Source organism: Pseudonocardia autotrophica, from assembly GCF_003945385.1.
GTDB lineage: Bacteria > Actinomycetota > Actinomycetes > Mycobacteriales > Pseudonocardiaceae > Pseudonocardia > Pseudonocardia autotrophica.
This window is the reverse complement of sequence record NZ_AP018920.1, coordinates 1,809,414-1,829,500: the sequence shown is the minus strand read 5'-3', so window position 1 is coordinate 1,829,500 and position 20,087 is coordinate 1,809,414. Positions and strand designations below refer to the sequence as shown.

The 20,087-nt window shown below is 73.5% G+C and carries 16 protein-coding genes; 4 read left to right on the top strand and 12 right to left on the bottom strand.

Features of this window, described 5'->3' with window-relative positions; genetic code table 11:
• Nucleotides 1-126: 126 nt before the first annotated feature.
• Entirely contained in the window at nt 127-1,623 is a 1,497-nt protein-coding gene (gene dctA / locus Pdca_RS08830) for a C4-dicarboxylate transporter DctA (RefSeq protein ID WP_085913699.1), read from the top strand.
• 187 nt (nt 1,624-1,810) lie between these two features.
• Entirely contained in the window at nt 1,811-2,632 is an 822-nt protein-coding gene (locus Pdca_RS08825; protein ID WP_085913700.1) for an LmeA family phospholipid-binding protein, read from the top strand.
• 108 nt (nt 2,633-2,740) lie between these two features.
• Here the strand turns inward: Pdca_RS08825 and Pdca_RS08820 are convergent, their stop codons facing one another.
• From Pdca_RS08820 to Pdca_RS08790, 7 genes are all read right to left on the bottom strand, one after another.
• Nucleotides 2,741-4,243, bottom strand: a complete 1,503-nt coding sequence (locus Pdca_RS08820; RefSeq protein WP_085913701.1) for an FAD-dependent oxidoreductase — start codon at nt 4,241-4,243, stop codon at nt 2,741-2,743.
• 14 nt (nt 4,244-4,257) lie between these two features.
• Nucleotides 4,258-5,172, bottom strand: coding sequence for an AurF N-oxygenase family protein (locus tag Pdca_RS08815; protein WP_085913702.1), 915 nt, complete (start codon nt 5,170-5,172; stop codon nt 4,258-4,260).
• A 266-nt stretch (nt 5,173-5,438) separates the two neighbouring features.
• Nucleotides 5,439-5,714, bottom strand: a complete 276-nt coding sequence (locus tag Pdca_RS08810) for a hypothetical protein (protein WP_085913703.1) — start codon at nt 5,712-5,714, stop codon at nt 5,439-5,441.
• Between the two features lie 40 nt (nt 5,715-5,754).
• Nucleotides 5,755-7,041 carry a YeeE/YedE family protein gene (locus tag Pdca_RS08805; protein ID WP_085913704.1) on the bottom strand — a complete coding sequence of 429 codons (1,287 nt, stop codon included), beginning with the start codon at nt 7,039-7,041 and terminating at the stop codon, nt 5,755-5,757.
• A gap of 28 nt (nt 7,042-7,069) precedes the next feature.
• The gene (locus tag Pdca_RS08800) at nt 7,070-9,238 is read right to left on the bottom strand and encodes a hypothetical protein (protein WP_085913705.1); all 2,169 of its coding nucleotides are present in this window, start codon (nt 9,236-9,238) and stop codon (nt 7,070-7,072) included.
• Nucleotides 9,238-11,085 carry a hypothetical protein gene (locus Pdca_RS08795; RefSeq protein WP_085913706.1) on the bottom strand — a complete coding sequence of 616 codons (1,848 nt, stop codon included), beginning with the start codon at nt 11,083-11,085 and terminating at the stop codon, nt 9,238-9,240. The genes Pdca_RS08800 and Pdca_RS08795 overlap by 1 nt, the downstream gene beginning before the upstream one ends.
• Nucleotides 11,082-11,435 carry a hypothetical protein gene (locus tag Pdca_RS08790; protein WP_085913707.1) on the bottom strand — a complete coding sequence of 118 codons (354 nt, stop codon included), beginning with the start codon at nt 11,433-11,435 and terminating at the stop codon, nt 11,082-11,084. Before Pdca_RS08790 ends, Pdca_RS08795 begins: the two co-directional genes overlap by 4 nt.
• Before the next feature lie 860 nt (nt 11,436-12,295).
• Between Pdca_RS08790 and Pdca_RS08785 the strand changes: the two genes are divergently transcribed.
• Both Pdca_RS08785 and Pdca_RS08780 read left to right on the top strand, forming a co-directional pair.
• Entirely contained in the window at nt 12,296-12,940 is a 645-nt protein-coding gene (locus tag Pdca_RS08785; RefSeq protein WP_218031435.1) for a TetR/AcrR family transcriptional regulator, read from the top strand.
• Nucleotides 12,940-13,770: an alpha/beta fold hydrolase gene (locus tag Pdca_RS08780; protein ID WP_085913709.1), complete on the top strand. Its 831-nt coding sequence runs from the start codon at nt 12,940-12,942 to the stop codon at nt 13,768-13,770. Before Pdca_RS08785 ends, Pdca_RS08780 begins: the two co-directional genes overlap by 1 nt.
• Before the next feature lie 39 nt (nt 13,771-13,809).
• On the opposite strand, the gene couO is transcribed toward Pdca_RS08780, so the two are convergent.
• Genes couO through Pdca_RS08755 form a run of 5 tightly spaced genes read right to left on the bottom strand, consistent with a single transcriptional unit; the run spans nt 13,810 to nt 20,084 of the window.
• Nucleotides 13,810-14,718 carry a 4-hydroxyphenyl-beta-ketoacyl-CoA hydrolase gene (gene couO, locus Pdca_RS08775; protein WP_085913710.1) on the bottom strand — a complete coding sequence of 303 codons (909 nt, stop codon included), beginning with the start codon at nt 14,716-14,718 and terminating at the stop codon, nt 13,810-13,812.
• Nucleotides 14,719-14,744: 26 nt separating this feature from the next.
• On the bottom strand, nt 14,745-15,674 hold the full coding sequence (locus Pdca_RS08770; protein ID WP_085913711.1) for a 3-hydroxyacyl-CoA dehydrogenase NAD-binding domain-containing protein: 930 nt from the start codon (nt 15,672-15,674) through the stop codon (nt 14,745-14,747).
• Entirely contained in the window at nt 15,671-17,644 is a 1,974-nt protein-coding gene (locus tag Pdca_RS08765) for an acetoacetate--CoA ligase (RefSeq protein WP_125911329.1), read from the bottom strand. The genes Pdca_RS08770 and Pdca_RS08765 overlap by 4 nt, the downstream gene beginning before the upstream one ends.
• On the bottom strand, nt 17,641-18,528 hold the full coding sequence (locus Pdca_RS08760) for a crotonase/enoyl-CoA hydratase family protein (RefSeq protein ID WP_085913713.1): 888 nt from the start codon (nt 18,526-18,528) through the stop codon (nt 17,641-17,643). The genes Pdca_RS08765 and Pdca_RS08760 overlap by 4 nt, the downstream gene beginning before the upstream one ends.
• A complete protein-coding gene (locus Pdca_RS08755; RefSeq protein ID WP_085913714.1) occupies nt 18,525-20,084 on the bottom strand; it encodes an acyl-CoA synthetase in 1,560 nt (519 codons plus the stop codon). The genes Pdca_RS08760 and Pdca_RS08755 overlap by 4 nt, the downstream gene beginning before the upstream one ends.
• Between the last annotated feature and the right edge of the window lie 3 nt (nt 20,085-20,087).

Here is a 20,087-nt window from a genome sequence, read left to right as displayed (position 1 = left end):
CGCAGGGTACGACGCATCCGATATGACCGTTACGTCAAGCCAATCCCAAGAAACCGTCCGTGGGGTGGATGCCGGAGTCTCCGCCCGGGAGCCTCCCTGCAGCATCGTGACGCGAGGGAGCGAACCATGAGCAGTCCCACGGCGGACCCGGGACCACAGAAGGTGGACAGGTCGCAGCGGAAGCGGACACCCATCTGGAAGCATCTGTACTTCTGGGTGTTGATCGGCATCAGCGCCGGAATCCTGGTCGGGCTGCTGCTGCCCGAGGTCGGCGCGCAGATGCAGTGGCTGGCCACCCTGTTCATCAACCTGGTGAAGGTGGTCATCGCCCCGGTCATCTTCGCGACGGTCGTCGTGGGGATCGCCGGACTGGGCAATCTCGCCAAGGTGGGCGGGCTGGCCCTGCGGACGGTCATCTACTTCAACGCGACCACCGTCGTCGCACTGGGCCTGGGCCTGATCACGATCAACCTGATCGCACCGGGCGCCGGACTGGGCTACGACCGGGACACCTTCGACGGCTCGGCCGCGAACGAGACCATCGAGTCCGCCGGCGGCGCCGCGGGCGGCGGCTTCACCGACTTCATCCTGAACCTGGTGCCGTCGTCGTTCGCCTCGGCCTTCGTCGACGGGCAGCTGCTGCAGGTGCTGCTGCTGGCCATCCTGGTCGGCGTCGCGATCACCATGCTCGGTGAGCGCGGCAAGAGCGTGGTGTACGCGCTGGACTCGTTCGCCAAGGTGATGTTCGGCGTCATCAAGCTGGTCATGTGGGTCGCGCCGGTCGGCGCGTTCGGTGGTATCGCGTACACCATCGGCGAGCACGGCAGCGCGATCCTGGGCAGCCTGGCGCAGTTCATGGTCACCTTCTGGCTGACCTGCCTGCTGTTCATCTTCGTCTGCCTCGGCCCGATCTGCCGGCTCGCCGGCTTCTCGATCCTGAAGTACCTCCGCTACATCAAGGACGAGCTGCTGATCGTGCTCGGCACGTCGTCGTCGGAGACGGTGCTGCCGCGGATGATGACGAAGCTGGAGGCGGCCGGAACGCCCAAGCACGTGGTCGGCCTGACCATCCCGACCGGCTACTCGTTCAACCTCGACGGCACCGCCATCTACATGACGATGGGCGCGATGTTCATCGCCCAGGCGTTCGGCGTGGACGTGCCGCTGACCACCCAGATCGGCCTGCTGCTGTTCATGCTGATCTCGTCGAACGGCGCGGCAGGCGTCTCCGGCGCCGGGCTGGTCACCCTGGCCGCCTCGATCGCCGCGTTCGACCACATCATTCCGCTGGTCGGCCTGGCGCTGATCGTCGGCATCGACCGCTTCATGTCCGAGGGCCGCGCGCTGACCAACCTGACCGGCAACGGGATCGGCACCCTGGTGATCGCCCGCTGGACCGGGGAGCTGGATCGCGACCGCCTCGAGGACGTCCTGAACGACCCCGGTCAGGTCGACGTCGACGAGCTGATGAAGGCCGAGGCCCAGGGCAACGGCCCCGGGTCGGGGACCGCCCTGGACGCTTCGACGGAGGCCTCCGAGCGCAAGGCCGCCGTCGCCACCGTCGACTCCGGTGACGGCGAGGTGCAGGCCGGCCGGGACCTGGAGTCCGGCCCGGGGCGCTGACCGTCACGATCACGGCCACGGCCCGCTCGGGAGCACTGCTCCGGGGCGGGCCGTTCGCCGTCGCGGCCCGGGCGGCGCAACCGGCCGGGGCGGCGTTCGCGGAACCATCCCGGACCTGCCACGCTCGGGACGGTCCCGCCGGGGCCGCCCGCCACCGGTGGGTCCGCCCGAAGGAGCATCGAGCCCCATGTCAGCACCGGAGACGGCGGCCGATCCCGGCGTGCTGGTCGGTGCGGCGCTGCTGGCCTCGGGAACCACCCCCGCCACGGCGCTGCTGTTGCGCGCGCTCGTCGAGACGCTGCGCTACCGCTACCTGGGCCGGGAGACGACGGTGCGCAACGGCGACGAGACGCTGCGGCTGGTCCCGACCGCCGTGTCGACATCGGGCCTGGGCCCCCGTGCGCTGGCCACCGGCCGGCTCGACGAGGTCCGGCTCACCGCCGGCGACGTCGACGCCCCCGCACTGCGGCTGCGCGAGCTGACCCTGGTCGCCCGCGAGGTCCGGATCCGGCCCGCCCTCACCCCGGAGCTGGTCGCCGGTCCGGTCGAGCTGGCGGCGGTGCTGGAACCGGACTGGATCGCCGAGAAGCTGCACGCACACGCGCCCGGTCTCGACGTGACCGTCGACGCAGACGGGGTGCCGCGGGCCCGCCGCCGGCACCGGCCGGGGCTCGGCTCGGCCGATCTCGAGCTGTCGGTGCACGGGCACACGCTGTCCTGGAAGGTCAGCGGGCTCACCGTGGCCGGGCACCGGATGGGTCCGCCGCGCTCGGCCGAGGCCCGGCGATCGGTCCGCGCCCTGGTGGACCGCAGCCCGCTGCGCGGGATCCGCTCCGGCTCCGTCCGGCTCCCCGGGCTGCCGCCGCAGCTGCGGCTGCACGACCTGCACCTCGCGCCGGACCGGATCACCGTGCACGGCACGCTCGAGGGCTGGCGGCGGGCGGTGCCCACGGCCGGGCTCGACGACGTCCTGCGCGGGGCGCGCTCGCTGCTCCTGCCCGGTCGCTGACCGGGGCGGGGCGCCGGGCTCGGACGCCGGCCTCGGACTCCGGCCTCGGACTCCGTGCGGGCCGGCCGGGTCGATGACGCGGACGTCATCTCGGCCGAGACAGCCCGCTCAGCCCCGGCCGAGCCGCTGCAGCATCGAGTGCACCGGCGACGGGCGGCTCGCCCGGTCCGGCAGCCGGCCGGCGACCGCGTCGTCCAGCAGTGCACCGACCGTCTCCGCGGCGCAGCCCCGGTTGGTGCCGATGCCGCCGGACGGGCCGCGCTTGATCCAGCCGACCACGTAGTGTCCCGGCCTGCCCTCGACCCGTCCGGAGTCGTTCGGGACGACGCCGCGGTCGTCGTCGAACGGCAATCCGGGCACCGGCCGTCCGCGGTGGCCGACCGCCCGCACGACCAGCCCGGCCGGGATCGCGGTCCCGTCGACCGTCTGCACGCCCTGCACCCGAACGGCCCCCTCGAACCGTTCCGGCGCGGAGTGGAACCGGAACACCACCCGCGGCCGCTCGGCGGGCACCGACCAGTCGATCTTCTCCCGGGCCGCACCCCGGAGCAGGCCGTGCGCGTCACCGGCGGCGGGCCCGTCCAGCGACTCGGCGATCCGCGGATCGTGCTCGTCGACCAGCACGTCCACACCGGAGCGGCCGAGCAGTTCGCGCAGCTCCGGGGCGGTCGCGGCGATCGCGTCGGGTCCACCGCGGGCCAGCAGCACGACCTCCCGGATCGCTCCCGCGCGCAGCGCGGCCAGCGCATGCGGCGCGACCGGGGTACCCGCCAGGTCGGCGGGCGGTGCGGTGAGCACCCGCGCCACGTCGATCGCGACGTTGCCGGTGCCGACCACCACGACCCGCGACACCGACGTGTCGACGGCGTCGGCGGGCACCTCGGGATGGCCGTTGTACCAGCCGACCACGGTGTCCGCGGCGATGCTGCCCGGCAGTTCGGCACCGGGCAGGTCCAGGTCCTTCGGTGCCGGCGCACCGACCGCCCACACGACCGCGTCGTGCCGCCGGGCGAGCTCGTCGGCGGTGATGTCGCGGCCGACCTCGGTGCCCAGCCGCATCCGCACCCGGGGGTGGCGGTGGAACCGGGCGAACGACTCGCCGATCCGCTTCGTCGACGGGTGGTCCGGCGCGACACCGAAGCGGACCAGCCCGCCCGGGGTGTCCAGCCGGTCCAGCAGGGTGACCCGCGACGAGGTGTGCAGCAGCAGGTCCTGCGCGGCGTACATGCCGGCGGGCCCGGTCCCGACGACGGCGACGTCCAGCGGCGCCATGTCCGCGGGAAGGGTCCGGGTGAACGCCGGCTGCTGCCAGTCGTGGAACATCGGCGACTCGCCCTCGATCGCCGCCGAGACCGGCCGGTTCGCGTAGAAGTCCGCGTTGAGCTGCGCGTACCCGGCCAGCGACGCACTCAGCCGCTCCACCGGGAACACCGCGTCGACCGGGCACGCGTCGGCGCAGGCGCCGCAGTCGATGCAGGTGCGCGGATCGACGTAGAGCATGTCGGTGGTCCCGAAGTCGGGCTCGCCGGGCGCCGGGTGGATGCAGTTGACCGGGCACACCGAGACGCAGGACGCGTCGGTGCAGCAGGTCTGGGTGATCGCGAAGGGCACGGTGGACCGCCGGCTCAGATCAGGTTCGCGCGACGGTAGAAGTACAGCGCCGGCTTCGTGAGCAGGCCGCAGGAGGAGAGGAACTCCATCAGCCCGGCGCACGAGCTGCGCAGCATCGCCTTGTGGTGCTCGTTGGCCTTCGCCTCGCGCAGTGCGCGCGCCCGGTCGAGCCCCACGTTCTCGTAGACCTGCTCGTTCCACATGCTGGAGACGATGAAGTAGGCCGCCGCGGAGACGTAGAACGCGTTGAGCTGCCTGCGCGCCCGCCCGGCCCGCTTCAGGTGCTCCCGGGTCTCCTCGCGGGCGAACTTCATGTGCCGCGACTCCTCGACCACGTGGATGTTGGAGACGGTGCGCACGAACGGGACGACGCGCTCGTCGCGCATCCAGTCCCGCTGCATCACGTCGAGGACCTCCTCGGCGACCAGGATCGACGCGTAGGCGGCCTCGCCGCTCGCGGTCGACTTGAACAGCCGCCCGAGCTCGACCGTGGACCGCTTCGGGACGTACGCCGGGGCGCCCAGCTTCGCCGAGCCGCGGGCGAACATGATCGAGTGCCGGCACTCGTCGGCGATCTCGGTCAGCGCCCACTGGAACGACGGATCGGTCGGGTCCTTGGCGTAGAAGTCCCGCAGCATCATCTGCTGCAGGATCATCTCGAACCAGATCCCGGTGGAGGCCACCGATGCGGCCTCGTGCCGGGTCAGCTCGGTGCGCTGCTCCTCGGTCAGCTCGTCCCAGTACGCGGTGCCGTAGAGGCTGCTCCACTCCGGGCTCATGCCGTGCTTGGTGCGGTCGAGCGGGGTCTCCCAGTCGACCTGGGTGGTCGGGTCGAACGACAGCTCCGCGGACGAGCGCAGCAGCCGCTCGGCGGTGTCCTTCCGCTCGGCAGGCTGGTCGGCCCGGGCCTCGGGAACGGTCGCGGTCATCTCGACTCCTCACGGACGACGTCGTCTCATGGCGCATCCGATGCGCTGTAACCGACGGTAACGTTACCACCGGTAACGCGATGATGCACGACCTCGCGGCGACACGGAACCCCCCGGATCGGCGGACGGCGGCGAGACCACCCGCCGGAGCACGAGCGGCCACCCGCCACCGCCGGCGAAGGCGATGGACGGGTGGCCGTCGGTGCGGCTCGCGGGCCCCGGCGAGCCGATCCCCCGGACGCCTGTGCCTGCGCCGGGGGACGTCGTCAGGTCAGGCCGTCGAGCACCTCGAACACCGGTGCGGTCAGGTCGACCGGGGTGAGCAGCGAGCCGGGCACCGGCAGTGCCGGGGCGCCGTCGAGCAGGAACACCGGGACGCCCGAGCCGGCCACGCCGGCCTCGGTCACCTCGGGGACCTCGGGTGCCTGCTGCTCGTCCGGGGTATCGGCGTGCGCGAGACCGCCGCCGACGGCGAGCAGCGCGCCGGCGCCCGCCACGGCGAGTGTCACCCGTCCGGCGACGGTGTGGGGATGTGCGTTCACTGGTTGAACCTTTCGTCGAGGGAGCGTCCGGCGGGCCCGCTCAGCAGAGCGAGTCCGCAGGCTTGGGGTTGGCCAGGCCGAACAGCGGCCGCAGCCGCAGCCCGACCCAGGTGCCGCCGAGCGCGACGACGGCCCAGATCCATCCGTGCAGGCTGAACGAGGCGATCCCGGAGAAGTAGGCGCCGATGTTGCAGCCGCCGGCGAGCCGCGCGCCGTAGCCCATCGCGATCCCGCCGAGCACCGCGCCCAGCGCGAGCTTCCACGGGATCCGGCGGTGCAGCACGAACGCGCCGCCGACCGCCGAGGCGATCAGTGCCCCGATCATGATCCCGACGTCCAGGTTGGACACCCGGTCGGCGAGCACCGGCCCGGCGAGCGCCTGCGCGTTCGCCGGGACCTGCCAGTACGCCCAGCTCGCGACGTCGGCACCGAACAGCTCCAGGAACTTCGAGCCCCACAGCGCGAACGCCGCGGTCACCCCCCACGGGGCGGCCGAGACGAACAGCACCGCGGCGTTCAGCACGGCCAGCACCAGCGCGCCGGCCCACATCGACCAGGAGCCGCGCAGCACCCGGGCGATCCCACGGGCCGACGGCGGCCGCTCCACCGGCGGCGGGGTACGCCGCCGGGCGATCACCCAGGTGACGACCGTGATCGTGGTGAGCGCCAGCAGCGTGACGGCGAGCGCGCCCGGGTAGCCGAGCAGCTCGGCCAGGTTCACGCTCGGCCCGCGGGGCACCGTCTCGGTCCAGAAGGTGTGCGTGAGCACCGCGAACATCGAGCCGACGATGAACCCGAACAGGGTCAGCACGATCGCGCTCTGCCCGCTGCCCACCGCGAACAGCGTCCCGGACGCGCACGAGCCACCGACCTGCATCCCGACGCCGAACAGGAAGGAGCCGACGACCAGCCCGATGCCGATCGGCGAGGTGAACCCGCGCGGTTCGCCGGCCAGCGCGAACCCGGACGACAGGATCACCGCGAACAGCACCGCTGCGGTGCCGAGCATCAGCATGTGCGCCCGGATCGCCGCACCCTGTCCGACGGCGACGAGCTGGCGCCAGCCGGAGGTGAACCCGAACCGGGAGTGGAACAGGGTGAAGCCGAGCGCCAGGCCGAGTGCGGCGGTGCCGACCATCGTGGCCGGGGCGACCGTGCTCACCCCGATCAGGAACAGCACCGCCAGCACGAGGCCGACGGCGACGACCCGCCACTGCGGCGGCGGGGCCTCCCGGTCGCGGGGCCCGAAGGCCGCGCGTTCGGTGGCCGGGATCTCGCGCAGGGCGCGCACCAGCGGGCCCGGTCTCCGGTCCTGCGTGACGGACATGGTCTCTCCTCGGGTGACGGACGGTGGATCAGGGAGTGGCGGGAGCGGTGGGCGCCGCGAGCGGTCCGATGTGCACGACCGCGCCGCCGGGGAACCAGGCCGCGGTGTTCGGCCCGCCGTGGTGCCCGGTCTCCCCCGGTGGCTCGATGCTCATCGGCACCGTGACCGGGGCGGCCCCGTACAGGCCGAACGGCTCCTCGACCCGTTGCCCTCCGGCGTCCGCCCAGGCCAGCAGCCCGGATGTGGACGGGGCCGAGCCCGGCGCGGTCGCGGCCAGAGCCCGGACGTAGCGCTGCGGCAACGGTTCCTGCGGCCCGAACGGCAACGGGACGACGGCGCTCTGCGCGGCCCCGAGCACGCCGCCGGTCAGCAGCCACGGTGCCAGGTAGGTCCCGCCGAGCGCGGTCGGGGTGTCGTGTGCGGCGAGCGCGATCTCCCGGACCGCGCGGGCGGCGTCCTGCCAGCCGGAGACGACCAGGAGTGCGCCGTCCGCCCCGCCCTGCGGCAGCAACGGCAGCCCGGCCGCGGCGGCCTCGGCGCGGACCGCCTCGGCGGCCGCCCGGGAGCGGGGCGAGGCGTCCGCGGCGAGCGCGATCCCCGGTGCGCCCCGGACCGCCAGCGACCGGACGGTGTCGCGCAGGGCCCGTTCGTCGGCCGGGCGCAGCGACTCGGCGGGGCAGGCGCCGACGGTGCCGGCCGCCGGTCCGGCGGCGACGAGGGCCCCGAGCACCGCGGACGCGCACTCGGGTCCGTCCGCGCCGGTCGCGCCGGCCGGGCTCACGCGGTCGGATCCCACGTCGACCGGCACGGTGCGGGAGATGCCACCGGCCAGGACGTCCAGCGAGCGGGTGCCGGCGGGCAGGTCGACCAGCGCCCATCCGCCGGGCGCACCCGGGCGCGCGGTCACCGGGACCTCGCGGTCGGCGACCCGCACGCCGAACCCGGTCCCGCCGGCCGGCCCGGAGCCGTGGCCGGGCATCGGCTCCGCGGCCGTCACCGGGGCCGGATCCGGCCCGGTCGTGTCCGGCACGACGAGCCCCGGACCGGTCAGTTGCACCAGGTTGGGGCCGGGCCGCATCGGCGTCACGACCAGGGTGAGCGCGCCGGAGCCGAGATCGATCCCCCGGGCCAGGAGCCGTCCGGGTTCGGCCGCGGCGGCCGGCACCGGCAGCGCGGCCGGCAGTGCCGCGGCGGCGACACCCAGAACCGCGGCGGCCGCGGCGACCGTCCGGGTCCGCTCGCGCAGCGCGGCGGCCCTGGCCCGGTCCCGGCCGGATCCGGCAGCCGATCCGGCAGGCGATCCGGCGCCGCTCCGGTGCGCGCGCCGGCCCGCGATCAGGCCGGGCAGCAGCACCCCGGTGACGACGGCCGGGGCGAGCGCTGCGACCAGCGCGGCCCGGCCGTAGCCGGTCCCCACCAGGTCGATCACGCTGAACGGGCCGGTGAGCAGGATCTGGGCGAACGCGGTCGCGACGGCGAGCAGGCCCGCGGCGACCGCGAGCCACCCGACGACGGCGCTCCGGTCCCGACCGGTATCGGACACAGCGACCCCGGGAGCCGCGGTGCCGGGTGCAGGGGTGCCGGGGACAGGGGTGCCGGTGACAGGGGTTTCGGGGGCCGCCCCGCGATGTACGAGCAGATGCAGCGTCGCACCGGCCAGGAGTGCGGCGGCGACGGCGTAACCGGCGTCCAGCGCGGTGCCGGCGATCCCGTTGCGCGCCGAGGCCAGCACCGTCGCCAGCAGCGCGACGGCCGCGGCGCCGGGGAGCGCCGCCGCGACCGGGTACCGGGTGCCGAGCAGCACCGGGACCACCACGGCGACGGCGACCAGCCCGATCCCCCAGGCGCTCACGCCGGAGCGGGCCGTCGCCGCAACCGCGGCGCAGACGACCGCCAGGGCCGCGACTGCGGCGACGACCCGCTCCGCCCGCACCGGGGGCCCGGCGATCGGGCGGACGAGCCCGGATCCGGCGACCAGCGCCAGCCCGGTGAGCAGCACCAGCCGGGCGACGGTCACCCTGGCCGGCGCACCGTCGAACGGTCCCGCCGCGAGGACGGCGGGATGAGCCGGGACCACGGCCCCCGCCACGAGGGCGGGGACCGTCCCGGCCGGGCCGGCGGGCAGCAGCCCGCCGGCCGGCACGAGCGCCGTCGTCGGCAGGAGAGCCGACGGCAGCAGGATGGCGGACATGCTCATCAGTCCTTGATGTCCGCATGCGCGGCGACGAACAGCATCGAGTGCGGCTTGGCGTTGCCGAACGCACCGTGCGGCCAGTTCTCGCGGTTGAAGTTGATGCACGTGTCGCCGGTGTCCTCGTCGGTGAAGGACTCGTCGAGACTCAGCGCACCGTCCTGGCCGATGTCCACCATGCAGACGCGGTGGTCACCGTCGAGCCCGGTCCGGGCCACGAAGTAGTTCGCCGTGGCCAGGCGGCCGGGCTGGTCGGTCTCCCGGTAGAAGCCGTCGTCACCCAGGTCGAGATTGTCCAGCGCACCCCAGTGCGGGCCGGCCCCGGTCTGGTCCGGGTTGATGCCGACGCTCGACCGGACGGTCGGGCAGTCCGGCTCGGCGCCACCGGCGGTGATCTCCTCCTCGGTGTCGATCGAGCAGGTGGTGTCCGCACCGGCACCCACCAGCTTCTCGATGTCCAGCGCGACGACGCCGCCCGCGGTGCCCTTGTCGTCCGGGCCGAGCGTGCCGGCCTTGCGGCCGATCGTGGCGTGGTAGAGCGTCCGGTCGTCCGGGCTGGTCTGCAGCCAGCCACCGTTCGCGCTCGGACCGCCGTTCTCGCCGCCGACACCGAGCTCCGGGGCGACCGTGCCGAGATCGAAGACCTCGCGCCACTCCGGGTTCTCGACGGTGATGTCGGGCGTGTAGAAGATCGCGCCACCCTGCATGGTCTGGGCGAACGCGCCCTTGTTCTCCGGCCGGTTCGTGACCGTGGTCTCCATCGCGGCGCGGTTCTCGTTGCGCAGCGGGTCCTGCCCGTTCGAGCGCGGCCCGGTGGGCAGGTAGGCCACCGACTTCACCTTGGGGTGGTTCAGGTCGGAGATGTCCCAGGTGCGCACCGTGGGTCGTCGCAGGTACGGCGACGGGTTCTTCACCGGGTCGAGGATGATCGACCGCGGCTCCGCGTAGTCACTGGTGACCATCGTGTCCAGGTCCTCGCGGACCTGGATGCCGTGCGGGTTCGCGCAGGTGGGGTTGCCCAGGGCCGGCATGTTGAGGCACTGGGTGGGGTCCTCCGGCGTCTCGGTCGCGGCCGGGGCCTCGACCAGGTTCTCGCCGTCCTCACCGAGCCGGACGACCGATCCCGGGGAACCCGCGAAACCGTTACCCGTGCGGACCTCACCGTTGGTGTAGCGGCACGGGCCCGGTGCGACCGGGCCGCCCATGTAGGTGCCGTACGCGGTGCCGTCGTTCAGCACCCAGTAGGCGTCCGGGACCGATCCGCAGAGCGTCTGGGACGGCAGCGAGATGCCGGACAGCTTCAGCTCCGGCAGCGCGGTGACGTCGAAGACGTAGGTCGCCGCCGAGTAGAGCCCGCCCGCGTAGATCTTGTCGCCCTTGCGCCACGAGTACTGCATGTGGTGCGGCTCGTTCTCCACCAGCGGCCCGACGGTCGCGGTGTTCACGACCTTGCCGTAGTCCGGGGAGCCCTTCGTGGCGTCGACGACGGCCATGAAGTCCGGGCCGGGCAGCGCGTCGCGCACCTTGTCGATCGGGTCGGCCAGCGAGCCGGGCAGGTTGCGCACGTCGGAGACGACCGTGTCGGCGACGTTCTCGTCACCGGCCCAGACGACCATGTACTCCTTGCGCGGGCCGGACTGGGAGGAGTCGCCGCCGGACTGCTGACGGGCCTGCGGCGTGAGGTTGTTCTCGACCCAGTAGGTCTTGTCGTCGGCGCCGGTGACCTCCGACCGGACCACGTCGATGCTGTTCTGGGCCTGTGCCGGGAGCACTGCGACCCCGGCGACGACGGCCGCGCCCAGCAGGGCGAACGCCGACCGCCGCCCCCACCGGGACTTCGGGATGAGACTCATTCGCCGACCGTGCCGTTCTGCAGGACGGTCGGGGTGATCTGCTTCGGCGCCTTGGAGACGACGTCCACCAGCCCGGTGACCGGCACCCCGGCCGGGGCGAAGTCACGCAGCTGCTGGAGCGGCTGGTCGGAGTCGAACGCGGTGTACGACGGCTCGACGTAGGGCGCCTCGGGGGCCGGCGTCGGCTGGTCCGGGTTCGGGGCGCTGAGCAGCGGGCCGAGGTCGGGGACGACGTCCGGGGTCGCCGCCTGGGCCGCGCCGGACAGGCCGAGCAGGGCGGTGCCGGCGAGTGCGGCGCCTCCTGCGACGAGCCTGGCCCGGGAGGGCCGGTGTGCACGGTGCTGGGGCACGGAGTGCCTCCTGTTCTTCGGTGGGGAGCGGGATCGGGGCCCGGTCACCCTCGAATCGGGTGACCACTGTGGACGTCGCGGTAGCGGCGGGGCCGGATCGGCCGCCGGTGCCGGGCACCGTCGGACGCCGGGCGCGGCAGGCCGGACGTGGGTTCCGGAGAGTGCCGGACCCCGGCCTCCCGGGCCGTCGCAGCGGCGGGGCGGGAGGGTCGCGCACGGGGCGCGAGCCGGAGGGGTGGTGCGGGCCGGCCCGTTCCGGGAGGCACGGGACCGGCGGGCACCGGAGGAGGGTGGCCGCGGCGGGCGCACCCCGGGTCCGGAGCGTCAGGCGCCGGAACAGAGTGCGCTCGCCTGGCGGCGCAGGTCGACGTGACGCCGACTCGCGAACCGGGAGACGAGGTGCATGCGGAACAGTGTGCAGACCCGTTCGGAGTAACGCCCACACCGGCCCGGTCCACATGCTGGGATCGGCCATCGGCCGGATCGTTTCGGTCCGCATCGTGTGATGTCGGCTACTCGGAACGCTCGGGACCATTCCGTCGTGCGCCTCGAAACGTTGCGGAACGAATCACCCGATCGTGTCAACGACGTGGGGAACCATGACTGCCTGACGGCGCTGAGCTGCGGTGATGTCTCGGATGTCGATCAACGTGAGAACCGGTCCGGACAATCTCGTGACCGTCGGCGGCTCGATCCGCGGTTCACCGAGGGGGCTTGACGCCGGGCGCCGGACCGTGCCGGAGCCGAGTCCGCACACCACTCCCGACGCACCGGGGGAACGCCGGCCCGCGGACGATCGCCCGGACCCGTGCGGCCAATACACGTGTATAGTTTCCTGGACCGACGTCAAGGAGACTGCCGTGGGCGACCGCACGAGCACCGCGAACACCGACCTCACAGCACGGGCCCGGATCAGGGATGCAGCCCTGGAGCACTTCGCCGCGCACGGGGTCGAACGCACCACGATCCGCGGCGTCGCGACGGCGGCCGGGGTGTCGCACGGGCTGGTCCAGCACCACTTCGGTTCGAAGGAGAACCTGCGCCGGGCGTGCGACGAGTACGCCGCCGAGACGATCCGGCGTACGAAGGACGAGGCAGGCGCCGGCGGGATGGCCGATCCCGGCTTCCTGGCCGATGCGCTGCGGACGGCGATGCCGGTCCGGCGCTACATCGCGCGGGCGCTGATCGACGGATCACCGTCGGTGGCGACGCTGTTCGACGACGAGGTCGCCCACATCGAGAGCTACCTGGCCGATCCCCGGCAGACGGTGGCCAGGCCCCGGACCAGCGACCTGCACGCCTATGCGGTCGCCATCGCCGCGATGAACTTCGGGTTCCTCGCCCTCCACGAACAACTCTCGCGGACCCTCGGGGAGGACACCCTGACACCGGAGGGCTCGCCGCGGTTCTTCCGGGCCGTTCTGGACGTGCTCGCCGAGCCCCTCTTCACGCCCGAGTTCACCGAGCAGTCCCGCGCCACCCTCGACCGGCTGGGGAACCCGTGATGGCGAGGATCGCGAAGGAACAGCTCGCGGTGGCCGCCGACGGCACCGCGATCCACGGCTACGTCGAGGGAGCCGGCCCGCCGCTGCTGGTCCTGCATCCCGGGATGGACGACGGCAGGTCCTGGGCGCGCGTGACCCACCGGCTCGCCGACCGGTTCCGTACGATCCGGCTGCACCGCAGGACCTATCGGCTCGACCAGGAGGTCGAGGCGGCCACGTCGATGGCCGTGGAGGTCCGGGACGTGCTCGCCGTCGCCGACGCGATCGACGAGCCGTGTCTGCTGATCGGACACTCCTCCGGCGGAGTCGTCGCGCTGGAGGCGCTCGCCGCAGCACCGGGCACGTTCGCGGGTGCGGTCGTCTACGAAGCGCCCGTCCCGATCGGCGGCCCCCTCGGCGGCCGGGCGTTGGAGCGGGCCCGGGCCGCCCTCGACCGGAACGCTCCCGGCGCAGCGCTCACGATCTTCATGCGGGAGATCGTCGGTTACCCGCCGTGGCTCTCCCGGGTCTACGGAATCCTGGTGGGAGCCGTCCCGGCTCTGCGGGCACGGGTACCGCGCCAGATCGTCGACACCGAGGCCATCGACGACACCGGTGTCCGGCTCGATGCCTACGGCGCGATCGACGTCCCCGTGCTGCTGCTGCTCGGCGAGCGCAGTCCGGCACATCTCGCCGATCGCACCGGCGCCCTCGCGACCGCCGTCCCGCGCACGCGCATCGCCCGCCTCGCGGGCCAGGAGCACAACGCGAACCGGCGCGCACCGGACCGGGTCGCCCGGCTGGTCGCCGAGTTCGCCCACGACGTCTTCCGCGTCGGCGGGCAGCGGTGAGCGGCTCCCGCTGTCCCGGCCGACGGGGACGAGGACCGGTCAGCGAGCCGGGGCGGCGGCGTCCAGCCCCAGCATCCGGACGGCGTTGTCCTTGAGGATCAGCGGGCGCACCTCGGGCTTGAGGTCGAGGCGCTCGAAGTCCGACAGCCAGCGGTCCGGGGTGATCACCGGGAAGTCCGAGCCGAACAACACCTTGTGCTTGATCAGCGAGTTGGCCGCCCGGACGAGCTGCGGCGGGAAGTACTTCGGCGACCAGCCGGACAGATCGATGTAGATGTTCGCCTTGTGCGTCGCCATCGAGATCGCCTCGTCCTGCCAGGGCACCGACGGGTGCGCGAGCACCACGGTCAGGTCCGGGTGGTCGGCGGCGACGTCGTCGAGCAGCATCGGGTTCGAATAGCGCAGCTTGATCCCGCGCCCGCCGGGCAGCCCGGCGCCGATCCCGGTCTGCCCGGTGTGGAACAGGGCAGGCACACCGAGCTCGGCGATCGCCTCGTACAGCGGGTAGAAGCTCCGGTCGTTCGGTTCGAACGCCTGCAGGCTCGGGTGGAACTTGAACCCGCGCACCCCGTGCTCGGTGACCAGCCGGCGGATCCGGGCGACCGATGCCTTGCCGCCGTGCGGATCCACCGAACCGAACGGGATCAGGACGTCGGTGTGCTCGGCCGCGAGATCGGCGATCTCCTCGCTGGACAGTGCGGGATGACCGGTTCCGGCCGGTGCGTCGACGGTGAACACCACCGCTGCCAACCTGCGCTCACGGTAGTACTCGGCGATCGAGGCGATCGTCGGGGTGCGGTCCTGGCCGGACTTGAAGTAGGCCGCCGAGGCGTCCATCAGCTCCTGGTCCAGCGCGAAGCAGCCGTGGCCGTCCTGCTCGACGTGCACGTGCACGTCGATGGCGTCCACAGTGGTCGGGTCGAGGGTCACAGCCTTCTCGGGTGCCATGTCGTCGTCCTCCGGTCGGGGCGGGGTCAGGGCAGGTCGGTGCGGGACTTGGCGTCCAGCAGTTCGGCCAGCACGGCGTCGCGCCGGGCGGCCAGCTCGGCCGGGTCGGTGTCACCGAGCTCGTCGTGCACCCCGTCGACCAGGGTCTGCGTGAGCTCGGGGGTGAGCGTGACCCGGCCGAGATCACGCCAGTAGCGCTCGGTGGGCGGGCCCAGGTGCTCCAGCACGTGGGCGAGGCCGCCCGGGCCGCCGGACAGGTGCTGGTTGGCGAACGGTCCGAGCACCGCCCAGCGCAGGCCGGGGCCGTGCGCGATCGCCGCGTCGACATCGGCGACGCTCGCGACGCCCCGCTCCACCAGTGAGTACGCCTCCTGCCACAGCGCCGCCTGCAGCCGGTTCGCGATGTGTCCCGGGATCTCGGCACGCAGCCGGATCGGCCGCTTGCCCAGCGCGGTGTAGAACGCGAGCGCGTCGGACACCGCGCGCTCCGAGGTCCGCTCGCCGGGCACCACCTCGACCAGCGGGATCACCTGCGGTGGATTGAACGGATGCCCGACCAGCACCCGTTCCGGATGCCGCGGGGCACCGCGGGCGAGATCGGTGGGCAGCAGCCCGGACGAGCTCGACGCGAGCACCACCTCGGGCCGGGCCGCCTCGTCGAGCTCGGCGAACAGCCGGTGCTTGACGTCCTCGCGTTCCGGGCCGTTCTCCTGCACGAAGTCGGCGTGCTCGGCGGCCGCGGCCGCGGTCGGCACGAACGACAGCCGGTCCGGCGAGGCGCCCGCTACCGCGTCCAGGCGCGGCCAGAGCGCGGCGACGCCGGCACGCAGCTGCTGCTCGGCCCCCGGCGAGGGATCGGTCGCGGTCACGTCCAGTCCGCGGGCCAGGAACAGCGCGGTCCAGCCGAGACCCACCACCCCGGTCCCGACGACGGCGACCCGCCGGACCGGGGTCATGCGCGCGTCCCGGCGAGATCGGCGAACGCGTCGAGCGCGACCGGATCGGCCAGTACGTCCCGCGAGGCCACGTCCTCGACCGCGGCCCCCAGCAGGATCCGCTTGGCCGGGACCTCCAGCTTCTTGCCGGTCCGGTTGCGCGGGACCACCGGCACCTCCTCGATCCGATCCGGCACGTGCCGGGGGGTCAGCTCGGTGCGCAACGCGCCCACGATCCGCCCGCGCAACGCGTCGTCCAGCACGGCACCGGGACGCAGCTGCACGAACAGCATCAGCTCACCGTTGCCACCCGCCCGGTCCTCCAGGTGCAGCACCAGACTGTCGTCGATCCCGGGCAACTCCTCGACGACCCGGTAGAACTCGGCGGTACCCAGCCGTACCCCGCCCCGGTTGAGGGTGGCGTCCGACCGGCCGGCGACGACCGCGCTCCCGGCCGCGGTGAACCGCACCCAGTCGCCGTGCCGCCACACCCCCGGATACCGGTCGAAATAGGTGGACCGGTAGCGGCTGCCGTCGTCGTCACCCCAGAACCCGACCGGCATCGACGGGAGCGGCCGGGTGATCACCAGCTCACCGAGATCGTCGACCACGGGTGTGCCGTGCTCGTCGAAGGCACGGGCGTCCACGCCCAGGCAGGGCCCGGAGATCTCGCCGGCCCACACCGGCTGCCACGGGCCGCCCTGCAGGATCCCCGAGCAGATGTCGGTGCCGCCGCTGCCGACGTTGAGCAGCACGCCGGCGCCGAACTGCTCGGCGACCCAGCGGTAACCCTCCGGCGGCAGCGGGCTGCCCGCGGCGCCGAGCTGCCGGATCCGGGACAGGTCGTGCTCACGGGCCGGTCGCAGATCCGCTGCGCGGCAGGCCATCAGGAAGCCGGGGCTGGCGCCGACCAGGGTCGCCCCGGTCTCGGCGGCGAGCCGCCACTGCAGGCTCAGGTCGGGGTACTGCGGGTTGCCGTCGACCAGCACGATCGACGCGCCCCGCAGCAGACCGGAGACCAGCGCGTTCCACATCATCCAGGCGGTGGTGCTGAACCACAGGATCCGGTCGCCGGGGCCGAGATCCCAGCTCAGCGCGTGGTTCTTCAGGTGTTCGAGCAGGATCCCGCCGTGCCCGTGCACGATCGCCTTCGGCTTGCCGGTGGTGCCCGAGGAGAACAGCACGCAGAGCGGATGGTCGAAGGGCACCGGATCGAACGCGAGCTCCCCCGGTTCGCCCAGCAGTTCGCCCCAGGTCACCGCGCCGGGCAGCGGATGCGGCCCGTACCCGATGTCGACGACGTGCCGCAGCCCCGGCAATCCGGCCCGGATCGCGGCCACCTGCTCGCGCCGGTCGACCTGCTTGCCCGCGTAGCCGTAGCCACCGACGGCGAGCAGTACCACCGGCTCGACCTGGCCGAACCGGTCGAGCACGCTGCTCGCGCCGAACTCGGGCGCGCAGCTGGTCCAGATCGCGCCGAGCGAGGCGGTGGCGAGGAACGCCACCACGGTCTCGGCGATGTTGGGCAGGTACCCGGCGACCCGGTCGCCGCGGCGCACACCGAGCCGGCGCAGCCCGGCCCGGGCCGCGGCGACCTGCTCGCGCAGCTCGCCCCAGGTCAGCTCGGTCCGGTCGCGGGTCTGCGAGTACCCGATGACGGCGACCTCATCGGCGTCGGCGCCGGCCGCGGAGATCCCGACGGCGTGCTCGGCGTAGTTGAGGGTCGCGCCCGGGAACCAGCGGGCGCCTGGCATCGCGGCGTCGCCGAGTACCGCCTGCGGCGGCGTGCCGAACCGGACGCCGAAGTGCTCGGCGAGTGCACCCCAGAAGCCGTCCGGATCCTGCACCGACCAGCGGTGTAGGTCGGCGTAGTCGTCGAACTCCCGGTCGTGCGCCTGTCGCAGGTGCTCGACGAATCCGCCGAGCGCGCTGTCCGCCGGCGGACGGACGGGTGCCGCCCGCAGCAGCTCCGGCTCGTCGGATCCGGTCACCGGTCCCCCTCCCGGCGGACCCGGCGACCGCGGCCGTCCAGGAACGCCCGCATCCGGGTCTGGGCATCGTCGCTGCTGGACGCGACGGCCGCGACCAGCGACTCGATCAGATAGCCCTGTGCCGGTGCGGCCTCCGCGATCCGCGGCAGCGCCTGCAGCACCGCGAAGTTCGTCATGTCCGAGTTGGTGGCGACGGCGCGGGCCAGCTCGAGCGCCTTGGGCAGGCCCTCGCCGGGCCCGACCAGGTGGTGCGACAGCCCGACCGCCAGCCCCTCCGCGGCGTCCAGCACCCGGCCGGTCAGCATCATCTCGGCCATCCGGTGCGCGCCGATCAGCCGGGGCAGCCGGACCGACCCGCCGCCGCCGACGAACAGGCCGTGCTGGCCCTCCGGCAGGGCGTAGAACGCACTCGGCTCGGCGACCCGCACATGCGTGGCCGCGGCCAGCTCCAGCCCGCCGCCGACCACGGCGCCGCGCTGCACGGACACCACCGGCACCCGTCCCTCGGCCAACCGCTCGAACGCGCGGTGCCACATCCGGGAGTGCTCCATCGCCGCGACGGTGTCCCGGTCGCCCAGCTCGGACAGGTCCAGACCGGCGCAGAAGTGGTCACCCTCGGCATCCAGCACGACGGCGCGGACACCGCGCGGCGGATCGGCGAAGAACGCCTCGATGCCGAGCACGGTGGCGTCGTTCAGCGCGTTGCGCTTGGCCGGGCGGGCGAGCCGGAGCACCAGCACGTCGTCGTGCCGCTCGGTCTCCAGCGAGGGGGGCAGCGCGGGCTGCCGCGACGAGCTTCGGGGGGAGGGCGGTGACGAGGGCCGGGGCGACGGCGGTGACGTCGGCCGGGACGGCGGCGATCCGGGGCGCTCCACCGCGGTCATCGGGCTGCCGCCCGGTCCCGCAGCTCGACCCGGCGGACCTTGCCGGTGGCGTTGCGCGGCAGATCCTCGACCAGCTCGACGTACCGGGGCACCTTGTACCGGGCCAGCCGGGCGGCCAGGTACACGCGCAGCTCGTCCGGATCGACCACGGCCCCGGGTCGGGGCTGGACGTAGGCGACGCCGACCTCCCCCCACCGTTCGTCGGCGATCCCGACGACGGCGCAGTCCGCGACCGCGTCGTGCCCGACCGCGACGGCCTCCACCTCGGCCGGATACACGTTCTCGCCTCCCGAGATGTACATGTCCTTGACCCGATCGACGGCGAACGCCCATCCGTCGGGATCGGCCCGTACGACGTCGCCGGTGCGGAACCAGCCGCCGTCGGCCCGGGACGCGGCCGTCTCCTGCGGCCGCTCCCAGTAGCCGGGCCCCACGTGCGGACCCCGGACCAGCAGCTCCCCCGGCTCGTCGCCGACCGGCTCCGGCCCGCTCTCGCGCAGGATCGCGACGTCGGTGAAGAAGTGCGGCACCCCGATCGAGGTCGGCGGATGCGCGGCCGTGCCGTCTCGGGTCGCCATGTAGACCCCCGGCGACGCCTCGGTCATGCCGTAGCCCTGCTGCAGGTGCACCCCGCGCTCCAGCCAGGCACGGGCCACCCGCTCCTGCACCGGCGACCCGCCGTAGACCACGCTGCGCAGCGACGACAGATCGGCCCCGGCCCAGCCGGGGTGCTCGCAGAGCATCTGCAGCATCGTCGGCACCGCCGCGAACCCGCTGATCCCGGCGTCGGCGATCCGGGACAGCACCAGCGCCGGATCGAACCGCTCGACGAGCTCCACGCTCGCGCCCTTGAGCAGGGCGGGCAGCGTGACCTGGCTGAGTCCGACGCAGTGGAACAGCGGCGAGATGCACAGCGTGCGGTCGGTGGAGAGCAGATCGACGTGCGCGAGCTGGTTGACCGTGTTCCAGGTCAGGTTTCCGTGGGTGAGGATCGCGGCCTTGGGACGGCCGGTGGTGCCCGAGGTGTAGAGCAGCACGGCCGGATCGTCCAGCCCGGTCTCGCCGTCGGCCGGGACCGGCGGGCCCGCCGCCAGACCGGCCTCGAACTCCACCGCTCCGGGCCCACCGGTGCGTGACGGGGCGGGACGGACCGCGACGAGATGGCGCACCGACGGCGGGAGCGGCCCGGCGGCGGTGACCAGCTCGGCGGCGTCGTCGCTGTACACGAGCACGCAGGCGCCGCAGTCCTCGAGCATGTAGCGGACCTCGTCGCCGGCCAACCGGTGGTTGAGCGGGACCGCGATCGCGCCCAGCGACCAGGCCGCGAAGCAGGTCTCCAGCACCTCGACGGCGTTCACGCCCAGATACGCGATCCGGTCGCCGCTCCGGACGCCGAGCCGGGTGAGCCCACCGGCCACCTGCGCGACGCGCTGCGCCAGCTCCGCGTAGGACAGCGACCGGTACCGGTCGAGGAGCGCGGGGGCGTCCGGACTGATGCGGGCCCGTCGGGCGGGCCAGGTGCCCAGGCCGAGGCCCGGGCCGGTGATCGGACTCATTGC